This window comes from Rhodococcus koreensis, assembly GCF_017068375.1.
Taxonomy (GTDB): domain Bacteria; phylum Actinomycetota; class Actinomycetes; order Mycobacteriales; family Mycobacteriaceae; genus Rhodococcus_F; species Rhodococcus_F koreensis.
This window is the reverse complement of the sequence record NZ_CP070609.1, coordinates 8,684,546-8,703,441: the sequence shown is the minus strand read 5'-3', so window position 1 is coordinate 8,703,441 and position 18,896 is coordinate 8,684,546. Positions and strand designations below refer to the sequence as shown.

11 protein-coding genes and 1 pseudogene are annotated in these 18,896 nt (G+C 67.9%); 9 read left to right on the top strand and 3 right to left on the bottom strand.

Going from position 1 to position 18,896, the window contains the following annotated elements:
* Window positions 1-86: 86 nt before the first annotated feature.
* A complete protein-coding gene (locus JWS14_RS39610) occupies window positions 87-1,460 on the bottom strand; it encodes a sensor histidine kinase (protein ID WP_241031605.1) in 1,374 nt (457 codons plus the stop codon).
* Window positions 1,450-2,127 (bottom strand): response regulator transcription factor, encoded by a 678-nt coding sequence (locus tag JWS14_RS39605; protein WP_206015663.1) that lies wholly within the window; start codon window positions 2,125-2,127, stop codon window positions 1,450-1,452. The genes JWS14_RS39610 and JWS14_RS39605 overlap by 11 nt, the downstream gene beginning before the upstream one ends.
* 358 nt (window positions 2,128-2,485) lie before the next feature.
* On the opposite strand from JWS14_RS39605, the gene JWS14_RS39600 reads away from it, so the two are divergent.
* The 8 genes and pseudogenes from JWS14_RS39600 to JWS14_RS39565 all read left to right on the top strand — a co-directional run bounded on the left by JWS14_RS39600 (window position 2,486) and on the right by JWS14_RS39565 (window position 16,424).
* The gene (locus tag JWS14_RS39600) at window positions 2,486-5,110 is read left to right on the top strand and encodes an AMP-binding protein (RefSeq protein ID WP_241031604.1); all 2,625 of its coding nucleotides are present in this window, start codon (window positions 2,486-2,488) and stop codon (window positions 5,108-5,110) included.
* A 130-nt stretch (window positions 5,111-5,240) separates the two neighbouring features.
* A complete protein-coding gene (locus JWS14_RS39595; RefSeq protein ID WP_206015662.1) occupies window positions 5,241-6,281 on the top strand; it encodes an iron ABC transporter substrate-binding protein in 1,041 nt (346 codons plus the stop codon).
* Between the two features lie 71 nt (window positions 6,282-6,352).
* Window positions 6,353-7,867 (top strand): ABC transporter permease, encoded by a 1,515-nt coding sequence (locus tag JWS14_RS39590; RefSeq protein ID WP_241031603.1) that lies wholly within the window; start codon window positions 6,353-6,355, stop codon window positions 7,865-7,867.
* Window positions 7,864-8,904, top strand: coding sequence for an ABC transporter ATP-binding protein (locus JWS14_RS39585; RefSeq protein WP_206015660.1), 1,041 nt, complete (start codon window positions 7,864-7,866; stop codon window positions 8,902-8,904). Before JWS14_RS39590 ends, JWS14_RS39585 begins: the two co-directional genes overlap by 4 nt.
* Window positions 8,905-9,880: 976 nt before the next feature.
* Window positions 9,881-10,528, top strand: a complete 648-nt coding sequence (locus JWS14_RS39580; RefSeq protein WP_206015659.1) for a HemK2/MTQ2 family protein methyltransferase — start codon at window positions 9,881-9,883, stop codon at window positions 10,526-10,528.
* Between the two features lie 130 nt (window positions 10,529-10,658).
* Window positions 10,659-15,110: a non-ribosomal peptide synthetase gene (locus JWS14_RS39575; RefSeq protein WP_206015658.1), complete on the top strand. Its 4,452-nt coding sequence runs from the start codon at window positions 10,659-10,661 to the stop codon at window positions 15,108-15,110.
* A 91-nt stretch (window positions 15,111-15,201) separates the two neighbouring features.
* Window positions 15,202-15,678 (top strand): DUF2231 domain-containing protein, encoded by a 477-nt coding sequence (locus JWS14_RS39570; RefSeq protein ID WP_206015657.1) that lies wholly within the window; start codon window positions 15,202-15,204, stop codon window positions 15,676-15,678.
* A gap of 42 nt (window positions 15,679-15,720) precedes the next feature.
* Window positions 15,721-16,424: pseudogene (locus JWS14_RS39565) on the top strand (response regulator transcription factor).
* Here JWS14_RS39565 and JWS14_RS39560 read toward each other — a convergent pair.
* A complete protein-coding gene (locus JWS14_RS39560) occupies window positions 16,375-17,781 on the bottom strand; it encodes a sensor histidine kinase (protein ID WP_206015656.1) in 1,407 nt (468 codons plus the stop codon). The pseudogene JWS14_RS39565 and the gene JWS14_RS39560 sit on opposite strands and share 50 nt — an antisense overlap.
* Window positions 17,782-17,976: 195 nt before the next feature.
* On the opposite strand from JWS14_RS39560, the gene JWS14_RS39555 reads away from it, so the two are divergent.
* A complete protein-coding gene (locus tag JWS14_RS39555; RefSeq protein ID WP_206015655.1) occupies window positions 17,977-18,795 on the top strand; it encodes an SGNH/GDSL hydrolase family protein in 819 nt (272 codons plus the stop codon).
* Window positions 18,796-18,896 lie beyond the last annotated feature (101 nt).

Genomic DNA, 18,896 nt, shown 5'->3' with positions numbered 1-18,896 from the left:
CACACAACTTCCCTCGCTGAATCTCCCCGTGCGGTAAGGCTGCCCCCGGTCACCTGACGGCAGCCTGAACGCTCGTCGAAACGTGTTCAGCCATCGCCCGCGGGCAGTATCACCGCGACGCGCACGCCGCCCAACGGCGATTCGGAAATCGACACCGACCCACCGTGTGCCCGGACGATCTCGTCGACGATGGCCAGGCCCAGACCGCTGCCGCCCACATCCCGGGATCGCGCGGCATCGAGCCGGACGAACCGCTCCAGCACCCGCCCCCGTTCGGGCTCCGGGATTCCCGGTCCGTCGTCGTCGACCGTCAACAGCACGTCGCCGCCCCGATCGGCGAGGACGAAGTCGATCCGACTCTGTGCGTGCCGGGCGGCGTTGTCACCGAGATTGCGCAACACGCGGCCGAGTGCCTCGGCATCGCCGCGCACCCGAGCCGCCGTCACGGCCGCCGTGTCGACTCGCGGGGAGGTGATCGAGCGAAGCCGGCGGGCCTCGTCGAAGACCAGGTCGTCGACGTCGACCGGCGCGCTCGGCGGCCGGACGTGTTCGTCCGCGCGGGCCAGCAGCAACAGGTCCTCGACAAGGTGCTGCATCCGCAGGTCCTCGGCGAGCACCACCTCGGCCAGCTCCTCGGTGGTGGTTCGGTCCGAATGCGCGAGCGCGACCTCCGCGTGCTGGCGGATCGTGGTGATCGGTGAGCGCAGCTCGTGCGCGGCGTCGGAAACGAAGCGTCGCTGACTATTTCGGGCGCGCTCGAGGCGGGCCAGCATCCGGTTCATGGTCGACGCCAATCGCCCGATCTCGTCGTCGGTCCGGGGCTGGGGCACCCGGTGGTGCAGTTGCGCGGCCGAGACCTCGTCGACCTCGCGCCGGATCGCCTCGACGGGTGTGAGCGCTCGGCCCACCGTCAGCCAGGTCGTGCCCGCCACGACGAACAGCACTATCGGCAGTCCGACGATCAGCAGCCTGGTGATCAGGCTCGTGGTTTCGAAGACGCCGATCAACGCCCTGGCCACCACCACCGTCCGCGGCCCGGCGGGGGTCTGCGCGCCCGCCGCGACCGCGACGAAGGGGTCGTCGTCGAGCGGTGTCACGACGCGCGCGGACTCGCCGGGCTCCAGTCGCGCCACCGCGGCTTCGCCGGTGACGTTGCGGCTCGCTGCGAGCACCTCGCCGTCCGGGTCGAGCACCTGGATCAACTGCTCATCGCTGCCGGCGACCTCCAATGTCGGCGGTCGGCCGGATTCGAGTTGACGCGCCACCTCGTGTGCCTGCGCCCAGGCAGACTCCTCGACCTCGTCGATCAGCGTGCCGCGCAGCGCCGCGATCAGCGCGGCGGCGCCCACGACGAGTGCGACCGCGACGATCACGGTCGCCACCGCCGTGGTGCCCGCCCGAACCGTGCCGACGCGCGCACGTACCCGGCGGATACGGGCGACCACACGGTCAACCGCCATGGGCGACCAGCCGATATCCGGCTCCACGAACGGTTTCGATCACTGGCGGATCCGTCGACCGCCCCAGTTTGGTGCGCAACCGCCGCACGTAGACCTCCACGATGTTCGGATCACCGTCGAAGTCGAAGTCCCAGACGTGACCCAGGATGTCCGCCTTCGGCAGCACCTCGCCGGGATGGCGCAGCAGGAACTCCAGGACCGCGAACTCACGTGTCGTCAACTCGATCTGCTCGCCGCCGCGCCACACCCGGCGGGCCGACGGATCCAACCGCAGGTCCCCGGCCTCGATCACGGTGGGGCGTGGGCTCGCGCCCCGGCGCAGCAGTGCCCGCAGCCGGGCGAGCAGCACCGCGTACGAGAACGGCTTGGCCAGGTAGTCGTCGGCGCCGGTGTCGAGACCCTCCACCTCGTCCCAGACTCCGACCTTGGCGGTGAGCATCAGGATCGGGGTCCAATTGCCCTCGCTACGCAAGGTCCGGCACACCTGGTAACCGTTCGCCCCGGGCAACATGATGTCGAGGACGATCGCGTCGAACGGGTTCTCGCGCGCCATCCAGAGGCCGTCGGTGCCGTTGTGCACGACATCGACCGCAAAACCTTCCGCCTCGAGCCCCTTGCGCAGCCCGGCGGCAAGGCGCCGCTCGTCCTCGACCACAAGTAACCGCATCGTGCAGTCCATGATCGCAGGCCGAAACTGACTCACGGCTGAAAAATGCGGGCCGGCCAACCCCGGGCGCTGCCGGGTTCAGATCGTGACGGCACGGCGCCGCCCCCGCCAGTTCCGGGAGGATCTCATCGCACCGTCGAGTGTGTCGGAGAATGCGAGTAGATGACCGGCTGGGTGACGAACCCCGCGCGGTGGGGAGTGCCCGCCGAGTTGGGCGACGACGTTCGCGCCGTACCCGGCGGCCAGGGCGCGCCGGCGGATCGGCGCGTGCACCGACGCCCCGGACAGGGCGGTCTCGGAGAGGCTGCCGTTGTCCCGACAGGTGAGTTAGGTACGGCATGCCTTATAGACTCGGTCGGTGCCTAGCCAGTCCGTCCGTGTAGAGCTCCGCGGTGTGGGCTTCGCGCGCGCGTTGGGAGGATTCGGCGACGCCCCGGCACTGGTCACACCGGACGATACGGTCACCTACCGCGAACTGGCGGATCGTGTCGAGCGGGCGGCCTCACAGCTCGGCCGGACCCGCCGTCTGGTGCTGGTCGCCGGCACCCCTGAGATCGATCTGATCGTCACCTACCTCGCGGCCCTGTTCGCCGGGCATCCGGTGCTGCTGGCACCGGGCGACAATCCCGACAGCCTCAACGGCCTGATCGCCGCGTACCGGCCCGACGTGGTGGTGCGCAGCACCGACGGACGCACGGTGGTCGAGGAGCAGCGTGCAGGCTCCGCGCACCTGCTGCACCCCGACCTCGCGCTGCTGCTGAGCACCTCCGGATCCACCGGATCACCGAAACTCGTCCGCCTCTCGCACCGCAACGTGCAGACCAACGCCGAGTCGATCGCGGAGTACCTCAACATCTGCGACACCGACCGTGCTGTCACGACGCTGCCCATGCACTACTGCTACGGGCTGTCGGTCATCCACAGCCACCTGGTCCGCGGCGCCGCCCTGATCCTCACGACTCTCTCGGTCACCGACCCCGGATTCTGGGACCTCGTCCGGACCCACCGCGGCACCACCTTTGCGGGGGTGCCCTATACCTTCGATCTCCTGGACCGGATCGGGTTCGACGACATGGATCTGCCCGACCTGCGTTACATCACGCAGGCCGGCGGGCGGCTCCCGCCGGACCGCGTCCGAAACTATTCGGAACTGGGACGACGCCGGGGCTGGGATTTGTTCGTCATGTACGGGCAGACCGAGGCGACCGCCCGGATGGCGTACCTGCCCCCGGAACTCGCGCCCAGCCACCCGCACACGATCGGCCGGCCGATTCCCGGCGGATCCTTCCGGCTCGAACCGGTCTCCGACGCCCCGGACGGCACCGGTGAGCTGATCTACACGGGGCCGAACGTGATGCTCGGCTACGCCCACACCCCCGACGACCTGCGCCTCGGTGACGATCTCGGCGGCGAACTGCGGACCGGGGACCTCGCCCGGCACACGGGTGACGGGTTGTACGAGGTGGTCGGCCGCCGCAGCCGATTCGTCAAGGTCTTCGGACTGCGGATCGACGTGCAGCACGTCGAGTCGGCACTCGCGCAGCACGGGCTGACGGCCTGCTGCGCGGGCGGGACGGACGAGCTCATCGTGGCCGTCCAGGACGGCGGCGACGTGGACGGCGTCCGGCGCGCGACCGCGCGGGCCTGCGGCCTTCCGCTCGGAGCGGTGCGTGTGTGCCTCGTCGACGAGATTCCGCGGACCTCCACGGGCAAACCCGACCTCCGAGCCGTGGCCGAGCTCGCGCACGGGTACGAGTCCCCGCGCGCCACGTCTCCGAGGACCGGCCCCGACACCAACACCCTACGTGCGCTGTATGCCGAGATCCTCCACTGCACGCACGTCACCGACGACAGCACGTTCGTGAACCTGGGCGGCGACTCCCTGTCCTATGTGCGGATGTCCCTGCGGCTCGAGGAGATCCTCGCCTACCTTCCCGAGAACTGGCATACGACTCCGATCGGGGACTTCGCGCCGGCTCCGCGGCTGCGCCGCCGGTGGCGGACAGTGGAAACCAATGTTCTGCTCCGCGCGGTCGCGATCGTTCTGATCGCGGGCTCGCACATTCACCTGTTCACGGTGCTCGGCGGAGCGCACGTGCTCCTCGGGATCGCCGGCTACAACTTCGCCCGATTCCACCTCGGTACGGCCGAACGGACCGAACGTGTCCGCCACACACTCGCGAGCGTCGCCCGGATCGCCGTTCCCAGCATGGTGTGGATCGGGTCGATCATCGCCGTGACCGGGGACTACCGCATCACCAGTGCGTTCTTGCTCAACGGAATTCTCGGTCCGGACGGGTGGTCCGCCGAGTGGAGATACTGGTTCGTCGAGGCGATCGTGTACATCGTGCTCGCCGCCGCCGCCGTGCTGTACATCCCGCTCCTCGACCGCATCGAGCGCAGGCACCCGTTCTGGTTCGCGATGGGGTTCGTGGCCCTCGGCCTGCTCACCCGGTACGGGCTAGTCGACGTCGACGACGGCCCCAATCGCATCCTGACCGCGTCGGTGGTCTTCTGGCTGTTCGCCCTCGGTTGGGCCGCCGCCACGGCGACGACCGTATGGCACCGCCTCTGCGTCACCTCGGTGATCGTGGCGACGGTTCCCGGGTTCTTCTTCGGCGAGACTCGGCGGGAAATGATCGTCGTCGGTGGGCTCTGCCTGCTGGTGTGGCTCAGATCCGTCCCCTGCCCCACCCTGTTGAGCCGGGTCGCAGGGGTGTTGGCGAGCGCGTCCCTGTACATCTACCTGACGCACTTCCAGGTGTATCTGCCGCTGCGCGCCGACCATCCCTGGTTGGCGCTGGCCTTGTCGATTCTGGTCGGCATTCTCTACTGGCAGGCGGTGACATTCGTACTCGTCCTGTGCCGACGACCCGCTGCCTTGCGTTCGGAACTCGACCGGATCCGGATCGCCTCGATCTTTGGTTCGATCCAGCGTGTCACGGCAACAGGACAAATGACTGCCAACCGACAGGCGCATTGATTGCAGGCACGCCCTCCCCACCTGATACGCGGTCCACCAAAATCCAGATGGTTAGGTTTGCCAATCCTGCACGTGGCATCATTTTCCTGGAGACGGCCGGGAGAGGTCCCGCTGCGGAGGAGGACGGACGATGAGGATGCGGATCGGACTGATGTCGGGGCTGGCACTGGCCACCGCCGCGGTGATGACGGTGTCGGGATGCTCGGATTCCGGTTCGGACACCGCGACGGACTCCGGCGGAGCCAACCAGATCACCGTCTACAACGCGCAGCACGAATCGCTCACTCAGGAATGGGCCGACGCCTTTACCGCGGAGACCGGCATCGAGGTGGAACTGCGCAACGGCAGTGACACCGAGCTCGGCAACCAGCTCGTGGCCGAGGGGGGTCAGTCGCCGGCCGATGTGTTCCTCACCGAGAATTCCCCCGCGATGGCGCTGGTCGAGAACGCCGGGCTCTTCACCGACGTGAACCAGGACGTCCTCGACCAGGTCCCGGCCCAGTACCGGCCGTCGAGCGGCAAGTGGACCGGCATCGCGGCCCGCTCCACCGTCTTCGCGTACAACAAGGACATGTTGCCCCAGGACCAGCTGCCGAAGTCGCTGCTCGATCTGCAGGACCCCGCATGGAAGGACCGCTGGGCCGCCTCCCCGTCGGGGGCCGACTTCCAGGCCATCGTCAGCGCACTCCTCGAACTGAAGGGTGAGGACGCCACCCGGCAGTGGCTGGCCGGGATGAAGGACAACGTCCGCACCTACAAGGGCAACGGCACCGTGATGAAGGCTGTCAACGCCGGGGAGATCCCCGGCGGCGTCATCTACCACTACTACTGGTTCGGCGATCAGGCCAAGACCGGTGAGAACAGCAACAACGTCGCTCTGCACTACTTCAAGAACGAGGACCCCGGTGCGTTCGTCAGCGTCTCCGGTGGTGGCGTCCTGAAGTCCAGCACGAAACAGGATGCGGCGCAGCAGTTCCTGAAGTTCGTCACCGGACAGAAGGGGCAGGAGGTCCTGCAGACCGGGACGTCGTTCGAATACACCGTCGGCAGCGGTGTGCCCGCGAACCCGAAGCTCGTTCCCCTCGCCGAACTGCAGGCGCCGCAGGTCGACCCCGCGAAGCTCAACAGCCCGCAGGTTACCGAACTGATGACGGAAGCCGGTTTGCTCTGAATCTCGCACTGATCGGCCGAGTGCGGTCGGGGGACGCGGACACGGCGCGTCGTCCGTCCGCCCGGCCTGGCATGCCACTGCCCTTGGCCGTTGCCGCGGTGATCGTGGTGGCCGCATCGTTCATCCCGCTCGGATACGTGGTGGCGCAGAGCATCGCCACCGGTTGGGACACCGCGTCGGCGCTGCTGTTCCGGCCCCGGGTCCGCGAATTGCTCACCAACACCGTGATGCTGGTCCTGGTCACGGTGCCGATCTGCGTCGCCGTCGGCGTCACGGCCGCCTGGCTCGTCGAGCGCACCCGGGTGCCCGGGGCGAAGGTGTGGGCAGTGCTTCTCGCGGCGCCACTGGCCGTTCCGGCGTTTGTGAACAGTTATTCGTGGGTGACGGCGATTCCCTCCCTCGGCGGGCTGCACGGCGGTGTCCTCATCGCGACCCTCTCGTATTTCCCGCTCGTCTACATCCCCACTGCGGCGACGCTGCGCCGACTGGACCCCGCGGTCGAGGAATCGGCGCGCGCCCTCGGCGCCGACCCGTGGGCGGTGTTCTTCCGCGTCGTGGTGCCGCAACTGCGGCTCGCCATCGCCGGCGGCGCGCTGCTGGTCTCGCTGCACCTTCTCGCCGAATACGGCGCCTTCGTGTTCATCCGGTTCGACACGTTCACGACGGCGATCTTCGAGCAGTACCAGTCCACGTTCAACGGAGCCGCGGCGACCATGCTCGCCGGGGTCCTGGTGCTGCTGTGCCTGACCCTGCTGGTGATCGAATCGGTCGTCCGCGGCAGCGCCCGGTACGCCCGGATCGGGTCGGGGGCCGCGCGCCGGGCCGTCCCCGCCGAACTCGGCTGGCGGTATTCGCCGATCGTGATGCTGTTCCTCGGGGTGCTGATCGCCGCATCCGTCGGTGTCCCGGTGGTCAGTGTCCTACGCTGGCTCGTCATCGGCGGGAGCGCGGTCTGGGAACTGGATACCGTTGCCGCCGCGCTGGTCCAGACCCTCGGCTTCGGCATCGCCGGCGCTGTCGTGACATGTGTACTCGCGTTCCCGATCGCCTGGATCTCGATCCGCCACCGCGGACGATTCAGCCGTTTCCTCGAGGGCGGCACGTACATCTCGAGTTCGCTGCCCGGCATCGTGGTGGCGCTGGCGTTGGTCACCGTCTCCATCCGCTACCTGCATCCGCTCTACCAGACGGTCACCGTCGTGATCGCGGCCTACGCGCTGCTGTTCCTGCCGCGTGCCCTGATCAATCAGCGGGCCGGGCTCGCGCAGGCACCCGTCGGGCTGGAGGAGGCGGCGCAGTCGCTGGGTATCTCTCCGCTGTCGGCGTTCTTCCGGGTGACGTTGCGACTGGCCGCCCCGGCGACGGCGGCGGGCGGGGCGTTGGTGTTCCTGGGGATCGTGAACGAACTGACCGCCACCCTCCTGCTGGCACCGACCGGTACCCGCACCTTGTCCATGCAGTTCTGGTCGCTCAGCAGCGAGATCGATTACGCCGGTGCCGCACCGTACGCGCTGATTATGATCGTGCTGTCGCTGCCGATGACGTACGTGCTCTTCTCCCAGTCGAAAAAGGTGGCGGGACTATGACTTACGCACTCGAAGTGGAAGGGCTCGACAAGTCGTTCGGCGGCGCGACCATCCTCCGACAGGTTGCGTTCGCGGTCGAGTCGGGATCCACCACCGCGATCGTCGGACCGTCCGGCTGCGGCAAGACGACTCTGCTCCGCCTGATCGCGGGTTTCGAGAAGCCGGACGCCGGCACCATCGCACTGGCCGGCCGGATCGTCGCCGGCGGCGGCTGGGTGCCCGCGCACCGGCGGTCGGTGGGATACGTCGCCCAGGACGGTGCGCTGTTCCCGCACGCCACGGTCGGCGCGAACGTCGGGTTCGGGCTCCCCCGCCGGGCCCGCACCCCGGCGAGGATCGCCGAGCTCCTCGAGATGGTCTCGCTCGACCCGTCCTACGCGGCCCGGCGCCCCGACCAGCTGTCGGGCGGGCAGCAGCAGCGCGTGGCACTTGCGCGGGCGCTGGCCCGGGAACCCGAACTCATGCTGCTCGACGAACCGTTCTCCGCCCTCGACGCCGGCCTACGAGCCAACACCCGCAGGATCGTCGCCGACGTCCTCGCGAAGGCCGCGATCACCACCATCCTCGTCACCCACGACCAGCCCGAGGCACTGTCGTTCGCCGACCGGGTCGCGGTGATGAGCGCGGGCCGACTCGCCCAGATCGGCACCCCACGCGAGATCTATTCCACCCCCATCGACGTCCCCACCGCCGAATTCATCGGCGACGCCGTCGTGCTGTCGGCGCAAATCGAGGGCAGCAGGGCCCACTGCGCCCTCGGCGACGTCGCCGTGGCACCGAACGGCGTCCACGGGAACGCCCGAATCATGTTGCGGCCCGAACAGATCGAATTGACCACGGACGGTGCCGGCGTCGCGGGGACCGTCGTCGACGTCGAGTACCTCGGATCGGAGATGCTGCTCGGCATCCGCCTCGACACCGCGGACAGTGAGAATCCCGAACGGGTCACCGTGCGCCGCTTCGGCGCCACCGCCCTCACCCCCGGCGACCGCGTCGGCATCCGCGTCCTCGGCAAAGCCGTGGCGTACGACATATGAGAGCCTCCCGGCGCGGGTGGTGCGACGGCCTTGGCGCACATAACCGGGCAGCCGTAGGCCGGTCCGGCACCGCACGAAAGGTCCCTGACAGTTTGGGTACACCGACATCCGCCGCATCACTTGCGAGACGCGCTGGAACGCAGTAAAACTCCCGGTCGGCCAGGCGTCATCCTAACGCCCGGGCCAACCCCACCGTTCAGTCGACTTTTCTGTCCTGAGGCGGGGACCGGGAGCGGATGGATCATTCCGAAACGCGGCAGGTGGACGCCGCGGGGGCTGAGTACGTCGAGTCCCTTGTGGTCACCGGCCCCGAAACGGGGCTACAGGGGCCGCCATCGCCACATCGCCAGCCGACCCACGTTGCCCGAAGTATCGAGTCCGTAGAGCAGCCCGAACGCGAACCTCCGTCCATCGGGTAGCACTCGATGGACGGACGGCGGCGAATGCATGGCCATCGTGAACGTAACAAACTGGACATGACCAGCGAGGTGCGTTGCCACACATTCTATTTGGTTCAAATTGTCCGATTAGCCCGGGATGTCCGGTAACGGGCCCGCTCTCAGCGAATTCTCAACGAGGATCGCGTACGGTCGGTAGGTCATCTCCGTGGATACAGCGAAAATCCCTGCCCCGCAGCGTCCCAATCGAGCCGCAACGAATTCTCGGGCGGGTGCCGTCCGGGTTGCCGATGATCAACCTTCCAGCTGTTACGCGGTCCACCAGGATCCGGATGGTTAGGTTTGGCATCCTGTATGTAGCATCGTTTTCTTGGAGACCGACCTTCCGCGACACGTGCAACCACAGCCGAGCTTTGGGCGTCAGGTTGAGGGTCGTCGACGAAATGCCAAGGTCAAAGGGTGTCGGTGCTCACGCCGCGGCGTGGGTGGTCAAGCGCATGTTGTGGAGTTTGTATAGTTCCATCGGCGCTCGAAACGACCTCTGGAGCGGAGTCTGGACAGCGAAAAGGGAGGCTCCGGTGCTGGTGCGACTGCCGGGCGTGTACCCCGCGCAGCATGATACGTGGGCGTTGGTCGGGGCTCTGAAACAGGTGACTCTCGGGCCCGATTCCCGAGTGCTGGATCTGTGTGCCGGGAGCGGGGTGCTCAGTGTCTGCGCCGCCAAGCAGGGTGCTGGGCGGGTGACGGCGGTCGACGTGTCGCGGCGCGCGTTCGCGACTACGTGGATCAACGCCCGGTTGCACCGTCGTTCGGTGCGAGTGGTGCGCGGCGACCTCACCGAGCCTGTCCGCGGCGAACGTTTCGATCTGGTGGTGTCCAATCCGCCCTACGTCCCCGCCGAGGCTGCAGGGCTGCCGCACAGCGGGATCGCGCGATCCTGGAATGCGGGCACCGACGGCCGTGCGGTACTCGACCGGATCTGCGTGCAGGTCCCGGACGTTCTTAATGCCGGCGGGGTGCTGCTGCTCGTGCAGTCCGCGTTGAGTGGGATCGAGAAGTCCCAGACGATGCTCGAAGAACGGGGTCTGCGCGTGGATGTCGTGTCGCGGGTCGAGGTCCCCTTCGGGCCGGTTCTCGCGGCCCGCCGGGACATGCTCGCACAGCGTGGAGTGATCGGTCCCGGGCAGCGCAGCGAAGAGCTCGTCGTGCTGCGGGCGGTCAAGTGAGGGGCCCTGCGGGTGCCGGCGCCCAGACTGTGACTCCCCGCCCATGGCCTCGAGTCGAGGACACCTCATCCCCGGCACCGCCCTGTGCGCGTGGTGACGGACCGGATGCGACGAGAATCGCGAGGCGGATGTGATCTCCGGTACCAACCTGCCGGAGCCGGGGCACGCACAAGTGATCCCTCTGACGGCGGCGCAGCGCTCCATATGGTTCGCCCAGCAACTCACCCCCGACGTCCCGTACGTCATCGCCCAGTATGTGGAGCTTCGCGGGCCGGTCGACCTCGACCTGTTGGCCGGGGCGAGCGAGCGAGCGCTGCGCGAACTCGGCGGCGGATTCATCCGGCTGGTCGACGTCGACGGGCAACCGCACCAGGCCCTGGGCACGAGGCCGGCGAAGCCGGTGCCCATTGCCGACTTTCGGGGCGGCTCCGTCGAGGCCGCCCAGGCGTGGATGCGGGACGAGAGCGCAGCGCCCATCGACATGTACGGCGAGTCGCTGATCGTCTCGCACATCCTGCACCTGGCTGACGAGCACTTCTACTGGTATTCGCGCGCCCACCACATCGCGCTGGACGGGTACGCGGCGATGATGTCGATGCGCCGGGCGGCCGAACTGTACGTCGCCGCAATCGACGGTATCGACGCCCCGCAGCGCCCGGTGATCGACCCGGAACGGATCATGCAGGAGGATGCGGAATATCGGTCCTCCCCCCGGTTCGGTCGGGATCGTGACTACTGGCAACACCAGGTGCACGAGCTTCCCCCCGTGGTCAGCCTGAGCCCGCAGACCGCGCCACCGGGCGCCACGGTTCGGGTGGCCGGGGATTCCCTTCCTTTGGAGCCTTCGACCCGGGGACTCGCGCCCGGGACCGGTCATAATCCGACGGCGCTGATCGTGGCCGCCTTCGCGGCGTATCTCGCCCGGTTGACCGGTGCCGACGATGTCGTTCTGTCACTGCCCGTTTCTGCACGCACCTCGGCCCGGCTCCGGGCGGCGGGTAGTTCGGTGTCGAATGTTCTTCCGCTGCGGCTGGAGGGAATCGGAGCTACCACGGTGGGCGGCGCGATCGGGATGGCCAGAGCCGCGTTGACGGCAACACTGCGCCATCAACGGTATCGCCGTGAGGATATTGGGCGGGAGATGGGCTCGGAGGGAAACGGTCTCGCGCATTTCGGACCGGTACTCAACCTCATGCTGTTCAGGCAGGAGATCACCCTCGGCGCGGTGACCGGCCGGGTGCGGGTGTTGACCACCGGGCCCACCGCGGATCTGGCGGTCAACATTTACCCCGGACTTTCGGATTCGGTTCCCCGGATTGATTTCGAGGGGAATCCGGCCCTGTACGACGCATCCGAGCTGCGCAGCCATCACCGCCGATTCACTACCTTCCTCGCATCGTTCACCGCGGCGACCGCGGCGGATCTCCCGGTCGCCGATCTCGACCTCTTCGCCGCGGGTGAACGCGACGAGTTCGTGCCGGCCAGCGGTCTGGCGGACAGTGATCCGATCACTCTCGATCGGCTTCTCACCGCGGCAGTCGAGTCCCACCCGGAGGCCATCGCGGTCCGCGACCGCGGACGTGCGGTGTCCTATGCCGAACTCGACTGCCGCGCCAACCAGGTCGCCGCGGCCCTGATCGGGCAGGGAATCGGACCGGAAAACCTGGTTGCGGTGGCGGTACCGAGGTCGTACGAGTCGGTCCTGGCACTGTGGTCGGTCGCGAAGACCGGCGCCGCGTATGTTCCGATCGATCCGACTCATCCGGCCGAGCGGATCGAGTACACACTCGGCGACTGCGGCGCCGCAGTCGGGCTCACCGTCACCGCCGAGATCGGGCATCTGCCCGATCACGTCCGGTGGCTGATCCTCGACGACGACAGTGCCTGGGGCGATAGTCCTGGCCTGGGCGTGGCGGACGAGCATCGTGTCCGTTCGCTGCGGGTCGAGTACTCCGCGTACGTGATCTACACCTCCGGGTCCACCGGCCGGCCCAAGGGTGTGGTCGTCACCCACCAGGGTCTGGCCAACCTGGCCCAGGAGATCCGCGACAACTACGCGGTCACCGCACACTCACGTGTCCTGCATTTCGCCTCGCCCAGCTTCGACACCGCGCTGGTCGAGGTCCTCGCTGCAGCCATCTCGGGCGCCACCCTCGTGGTGGCCCCGCCCGAGGTGTACGGCGGGCAGGAGCTAGCGGCGCTCTTACGCGCCGAACACATCACCCACCTGTTGTCGACACCGTCCGCGTTGGCCACCGTGGACCCGACGGGGCTCGACGACCTCGAACTCGTCCTGGTCGGCGGCGAAGTGTGCCCGCCGGAGCTGGTGCAGCGCTGGGCCGGCGGCCGGACGATGCGCAACGCCTACGGGCCCACCGAAACCACCTGCAGCGTCACCCTGACCGACCCGATCACACCACAGCAGAAAGTGACGATCGGATCCCTCATGCGCGGGGTCAGCGCCGTGGTCCTCGACCGCAGATTACGTCCGCTGCCACCGGGCGCGGTCGGCGAGCTCTATCTCGCCACCGCGGGGGTGGCCCGCGGCTACCATCAGCGGCCCGCACTGACCGGGGCACGGTTCGTCGCCAACCCGTTCGGTAAACCCGGAACCCGACTGTTCCGCACCGGCGACTGGGTCCGTTGGACCGGCGAGTGCACCCTCGAATTCCTGGGCCGCACCGACGCACAGGTCAAGATCCGCGGGTTCCGCATCGAACTCGGCGAGATCAACGCAGCACTGCACCGACACGACGACGTCACCTTCGCCGTCACCGTCGTGCACCGGAACCCGGCCGGTGACCCAGTCCTCGTGTCCTACGTGACGCTTCGACCGGAGGCGGCAGCCACACCAGGATCCCTGAAAGCTCAAGCGGCCCGGCTCCTGCCGGACTACATGGTCCCCGCATCGATCATGGTCCTGGACACGGTTCCGCTGACGCCGACCAAAAAACTCGACCGCGGCGCCCTTCCTCCGCCCGAGTTCGGCTCCTCCCTGGCCTCGCGCCGCGAGCCGGCGACGGCAGCCGAACGCATGGTCGCCGACGTGTTCGCCCTGATACTGGGAGTGCATCCGGTGGGTGCGGACGATTCGTTCTTCGACCTCGGTGGGGACTCGCTGTCCGCCACCCGGGTGGTCGCGGCGATCAACACCGAACACGGCAGCACGCTCGGGGTGCGGGACCTCTTCGACACGCCCACCGTGGCCGCGCTCGCGCGGGTCGTCACCGACGCCGGTCACCACCGGACCGGCGACCTTCCGCCCCGACCGCGGGTGCGTGACGTCACGGTTCCCGATCGCGTGCCGTTTTCGCCGTCGCAACAGTTCATCGACCGCACCGTCACCACACCCGCGCTGTTCAACATTCCGTTCACCGTCAGGGTGGTCGGGGAACTCGATACCGACGCACTGCAACTGGCCACCGCCGATGTTCTCGAGCGGCACCGCTCGTTGCGGACGGTGTTCCCCGACTCCCCCACCGGGCCGCACCAGTGTGTCCTTGACGTCGCTGACGCCCTCCCCGATCTCGCCCCCGTGAAGATCTCGGCTCGAGATGCCGGGGAACCGATAGCTTGTCTGCTCGAGACCGGGTTCGATGTGCGCGAGCAACCGCCGCTGCGTGCCGGGTTGTTCGAGCTGACCCCTCGCGAGCACGTCCTGGCGTGCGTGATCCACCACATCGCGGCGGACGGTTGGTCGTTGGCGTTGCTGGCCCGCGATCTCGTCGCCGCGTACACCGCCCGCGCCGCGGGCGCGGCCCCGATGTGGGGACCCGCCGCGGTGCAGTACTCGCAGTACAGTGTGTGGCGGCGCGAACTCCTCGGCGCCGAGACCGACCCCGAGAGCCTCGTATCACGCCAAATCGACTATTGGAAAACAGAATTGGCGGGGCTTGGCGAACTCTCACTGCCGACCGACCGGCCACGACCTCGCCAGTGGACCTACGGCGGAGGACGCGAAAGCTTTCAGATCGATCAGCGCACCCACCGCGCCCTGCTGTCCCTCACCCACCACCATCACACCTCACTGTTCACCGCGCTGCGTTCGGCGGTGGCCATGCTGCTTGCGCGCCTCAGCGGGGACAACGACATCGCCATCGGCACCCCGGTCGCGGGGCGCGGGGATCCCGCGCTCGACGACGTGGTGGGCATGTTCGTCAACACCATCGTGCTGCGTACCCGCCTCGACCCGGACATGGGTTTCGCCGAGATCATCGATCAGTCCCGCGAGGTGGAACTGCGTGCCCTCGCCCAGTCCGAGGTGCAGTTCGAGCGATTGGTCGAGGTGCTCGATCCACCCGGCTCACCGTCGCTGCATCCGTTTTTCCAGGTCGCGCTGTCGCTGAACAACTTCACTCCCGCCACATTGGTTGCCGAGACGTTGCGCTTCGAGATCACCCCTCGGCCCCTCGATATCGCGAAATGCGACCTGCACTTTCATTTCACCGAACGCCACAACACCGACGGTCGGCCCGCCGGTATCGCTGCCGAACTCGTGTACTCGACGGACCTGTTCGACGCCTCCACCGTCCGGTCGTTCCTCGACGGCCTCCGCGCCGTCCTCGCGGAGATCACGCCATGAACCCTGCACCGCCCGGGTCTGCCTGCCACTCCCCACCGGCAGGTGCCTCCGGCCTCAGCGCTTTCTCAGCGCCCCCCGCAATACTGGCGTCATGTCCACTGTCAGCGGCCTGCCCGCCCACGTGCTGCTCGTCCATTTCATCGTGGTCCTGGCTCCATTGACGGCGATCCTGGTCATCGTGTGCGGTGTGTGGCCCGCCGCCCGGCGCCGACTCGTCTGGCTCACCCTCGTCCTCGCCGCCGTGACCACCGTCGTGACTCCGCTGACCACCGACGCCGGCGAATGGCTCGAGAAGCACGTTGCTCGGTCGGCTGCCGTGCACGCCCACACCGAGCTGGGTGACACGATGATCTACTTCTCCGCCGCTCTCCTCGTGGTGGCCCTGGCGCTCACTGCGGTCCATCTGCGCGAGCGAAAGACGGACCCGTCCCGGCCGCTCACGCTGATCGTCGCCGCCCTCGCGCTGGTCGTGGCCACAGGAACCATCGTTCAGGTCTACCGAATCGGCGAATCGGGTTCCCGGGCCGCGTGGAGCGATGTCATCACCACCACCGACTCCGCCCGGTAACGCCAACCGATAGCACCGGATGCGGCAGGAAGAGGCAGTCTGATGAGGGTGCTGGTCGTCGAGGACGAAGCGCGGTTGGCGAACATGGTTCGCCGCGGCCTCGAACTCGAGGGGTTCGTGGTGGTTACCGCCGCTACCGGTGAGGACGGTCTGTGGCGCGCCACCGAGGACACCTCCGACGTGATCGTTCTCGACATCATGCTGCCGGGAATCAACGGATATGAGATTGTCCGTCAACTTCGCGCCAAGCAAATCTGGACCCCGATTTTGATGCTGACCGCCAAGGACGGCGAGTATGACCAGGCCGACGCGTTCGATCTCGGCGCCGATGACTACCTCGTCAAACCGTTCTCGTTCGTGGTGCTCGTCGCCCGCTTGCGCGCGCTGGCGCGGCGCACCAGCGCGCCCGGTGTTACTCACCGCCGGTGATCTGAGCCTCGACCCGGCGCGGCGACGCGTCATGCGTGGCAACGAAGAGTTGGCCCTGACTCCCCGGGAATTCGGGGTCCTCGAATTCCTGTTGCGTAACCCGGACACTGCCCTGACGAAGGGCGAAATTCTGCGTAACGTGTGGGACGCGCACTAACGACGGCGACGAAAATATCGTCGAGGTGTACGTCGGGTATCTCCGCCGGAAGATCGACGCCCCCTTCGGCGCGCACACCATCGACACGGTCCGCGGCGTCGGATATCGGCTCACGACTCGGCCGGAGACACCGGAGTCACCGGAGTCACCGGAAGGGTGACCACGACCTGCACCCCGCCCTGCGCACTCTCACCGATCCGCACCGAACCTCGGTGGGCGGACACGATTTCCGCGACGATGGCCAAGCCGAGTCCGGAACCGCCGCGGTCGCGTTCACGGGCGTTGTCCAGTCGCACGAACCGTTCGAAGACCCGGGCCCGGTCGGGCTGCGGGATGCCCGGCCCGTCGTCGGACACCGTGATCTGCGCGGTGTTCCCGCGCAGCGAGACCTCCACGTGCACAGCATGTGCGGCGAACCGGACGGCGTTGTCGATGAGGTTGCGCATCACACGCTCGAGTTGAGTGAGGTCGCCGCGGATCCGCACGGGAGCCAGTGATGCGGTGACCGTTTTACCGGTCTCGCCTCGGGCGCGGTGGACTTCGGTGTCCACCACGTCGTCGAGGTCCACGTCACCGAGCCGCAGCGGCAAGCCGCGCTCGTCGGCGCGGGCAAGGAGCAGCAGATCGTCGACCAGCAGGTGCATCCGGGTGACCTCGGGCAGCAGCGTGTCCCTTACCAGTTCGCGGTCGAGTAATTCTGGTCGGCCGTCGGCCAGTTCCAAGGCCATGGTGACGGTGGCCAGTGGGCTGCGCAGCTCGTGTGATGCGTCGCCGACGAATCGGCGTTGCGCGGCGTGGCCGGCCTCGAGTCGGGCGAGCATGTCGTTCATGGTCCGCGCCAGCGCCGCGATCTCGTCCCGGGGCGCGGGCACCGGAATCCGTTCACCGAGGTCGGTACTCGAAATCGTGGCGACCTGGGTGCGGATTTGTTCGACCGACCGCAGGGAGCGCCGTACCAGTTTGTAGGTCACCACTGCGGCGACGAGGGCGATGACCGGGCCACCGAGGGCGAGCAGCCCACCCACCGTGGCGAGGGTGGCTTCCACCGGTTCCTCGCTCGCTCCGACCAGGACGGTGTATTCACCTCCGACGCCGCGGGCGCCCTGCACGGTGATCCGCAGATCCGCACCGGGTTCGGCCCGCCCGGTCAGTCCCGGCACCGGCGGACCACCGGCAGGTGGCCGCACATCGGTCGCCGGAGTTCCGGGGTCGGTGTCCGATGTCCGCACCACCTGTCCGGCCCGGTCGACGACCTGAACGAGCGTGATGCGTTGTGTGGTGTCGAGGAGCTGACTGTCGAGGTCTGCGGGTGAGTCCGACCGCAGGCTGGTGGTGATGTCCTGGGCTCGGGCGGTTGCGGCGTCGTCGAGGGCGGAGAGCAGGGACCGGTCCAGTACGAACAGCAACGCCGCCGCCCCGAGCCCCAGGGCGATGGTCACGACCGCACCGGCGACCAGTGCGGATCGGATCGCCAGCCCCCACAGCGACGGTCTGAGCCACTCGGGTACGGATCTCATGCGGCCATCATCCGCCATCCGGTCCTTCCGGGAGGCCGACGACAACCGACGCAGCGGCGGACACCAGATGGGTCGGCGCTCCTCTCAGCGTCATCACAGCGGCGCGGGCAGACACTGACGGTGTGGGAACGCCGCCACGTCAGGATTGGACACTGATTTTGGCGCGGACCATGCGGACGGCTCTGGTGGGGGGGCATGGCCGCGCTCGCCGTCCTGTGGTCCGACCCGGTGCCGGATTCGACGATCCGCTACGTCGCCATGGGCGATTCCCGCGCCGCGGGCCCCTACCTGGCGCCGATCTCGCTGCACGACGGTTGCTTCCGGTCGGTCGAGGGATATCCGGGGGTTGTGGCCGGGGCGCTGCACGCCGATTCCTTCACCAACGTGTCCTGTTCGGGCGCGACAACCGAGACTCTCACCACCGAGTCCCAATCCACCGTCACCGGTGCGGTACCACCGCAGATCGATGCCCTGCGACCTGACACCACGCTCGTCACAGTCAGTATCGGCGGCAACGACATCGCGTGGCAGTCCCTGGTGGCACCGTGTTACACCACCGTCCCAGCCGCCGACGCGCACTGTCGCACCGACCCGGAGACCATCGGTGGAATGACTTCCGCACTCGCCGCGCTGGAGCCGAAGGTGTCCGCGGCACTGGCCGCCATCGAGCAACGTGCGACGACTGCCCGGGTGCTGCTCGTCGGTCACGGCGGGATCTTCGGAGCCCACGGTTGCTGGCCGAACATTCCCACCAGCGACGCCGACGCAGCCTGGATCTCGGGCTTCTTCGTGAGGATGAATCAGGTTCTCGCCGCCGCGGCCACTGCCACCGGCGCCCGGTTCGTGGACGTTGCGACCGCCGCCATCGGACACGATGCCTGCGCCGGACCCGATCAGCGATGGTTCGAAGGCCTGCTCCCACAGTCTTTCGCCCAGTCGTTGCACCCCACCACCGCCGGAATGCGGGCGATCGCCGCCCGCGTCCTCACCGACTGGGGTGCATCCCCCGAGTAGGCAGGCCATTGAGCAGTGGCTCACGCTGTCACCTTCCATCTCGTGCTGCTACCTCCCGCTCCCCGGTCCGGCCGCTGCACCGAGATCGACCGCCGATCGAG

Excerpts from the sequence above, each read along its gene's own strand:
- JWS14_RS39610 (WP_241031605.1), bottom strand. The coding sequence starts at position 1,460 with ATGGCGGTTGACCGTGTGGTCGCCCGTATCCGCCGGGTACGTGCGCGC.
- JWS14_RS39605 (WP_206015663.1), bottom strand. The coding sequence starts at position 2,127 with ATGCGGTTACTTGTGGTCGAGGACGAGCGGCGCCTTGCCGCCGGGCTG.
- JWS14_RS39595 (WP_206015662.1), top strand. The coding sequence starts at position 5,241 with ATGAGGATGCGGATCGGACTGATGTCGGGGCTGGCACTGGCCACCGCC.
- JWS14_RS39590 (WP_241031603.1), top strand. The coding sequence starts at position 6,353 with ATGCCACTGCCCTTGGCCGTTGCCGCGGTGATCGTGGTGGCCGCATCG.
- JWS14_RS39585 (WP_206015660.1), top strand. The coding sequence starts at position 7,864 with ATGACTTACGCACTCGAAGTGGAAGGGCTCGACAAGTCGTTCGGCGGC.
- JWS14_RS39570 (WP_206015657.1), top strand. The coding sequence starts at position 15,202 with ATGTCCACTGTCAGCGGCCTGCCCGCCCACGTGCTGCTCGTCCATTTC.
- JWS14_RS39560 (WP_206015656.1), bottom strand. The coding sequence starts at position 17,781 with ATGAGATCCGTACCCGAGTGGCTCAGACCGTCGCTGTGGGGGCTGGCG.
- JWS14_RS39555 (WP_206015655.1), top strand. The coding sequence starts at position 17,977 with ATGGCCGCGCTCGCCGTCCTGTGGTCCGACCCGGTGCCGGATTCGACG.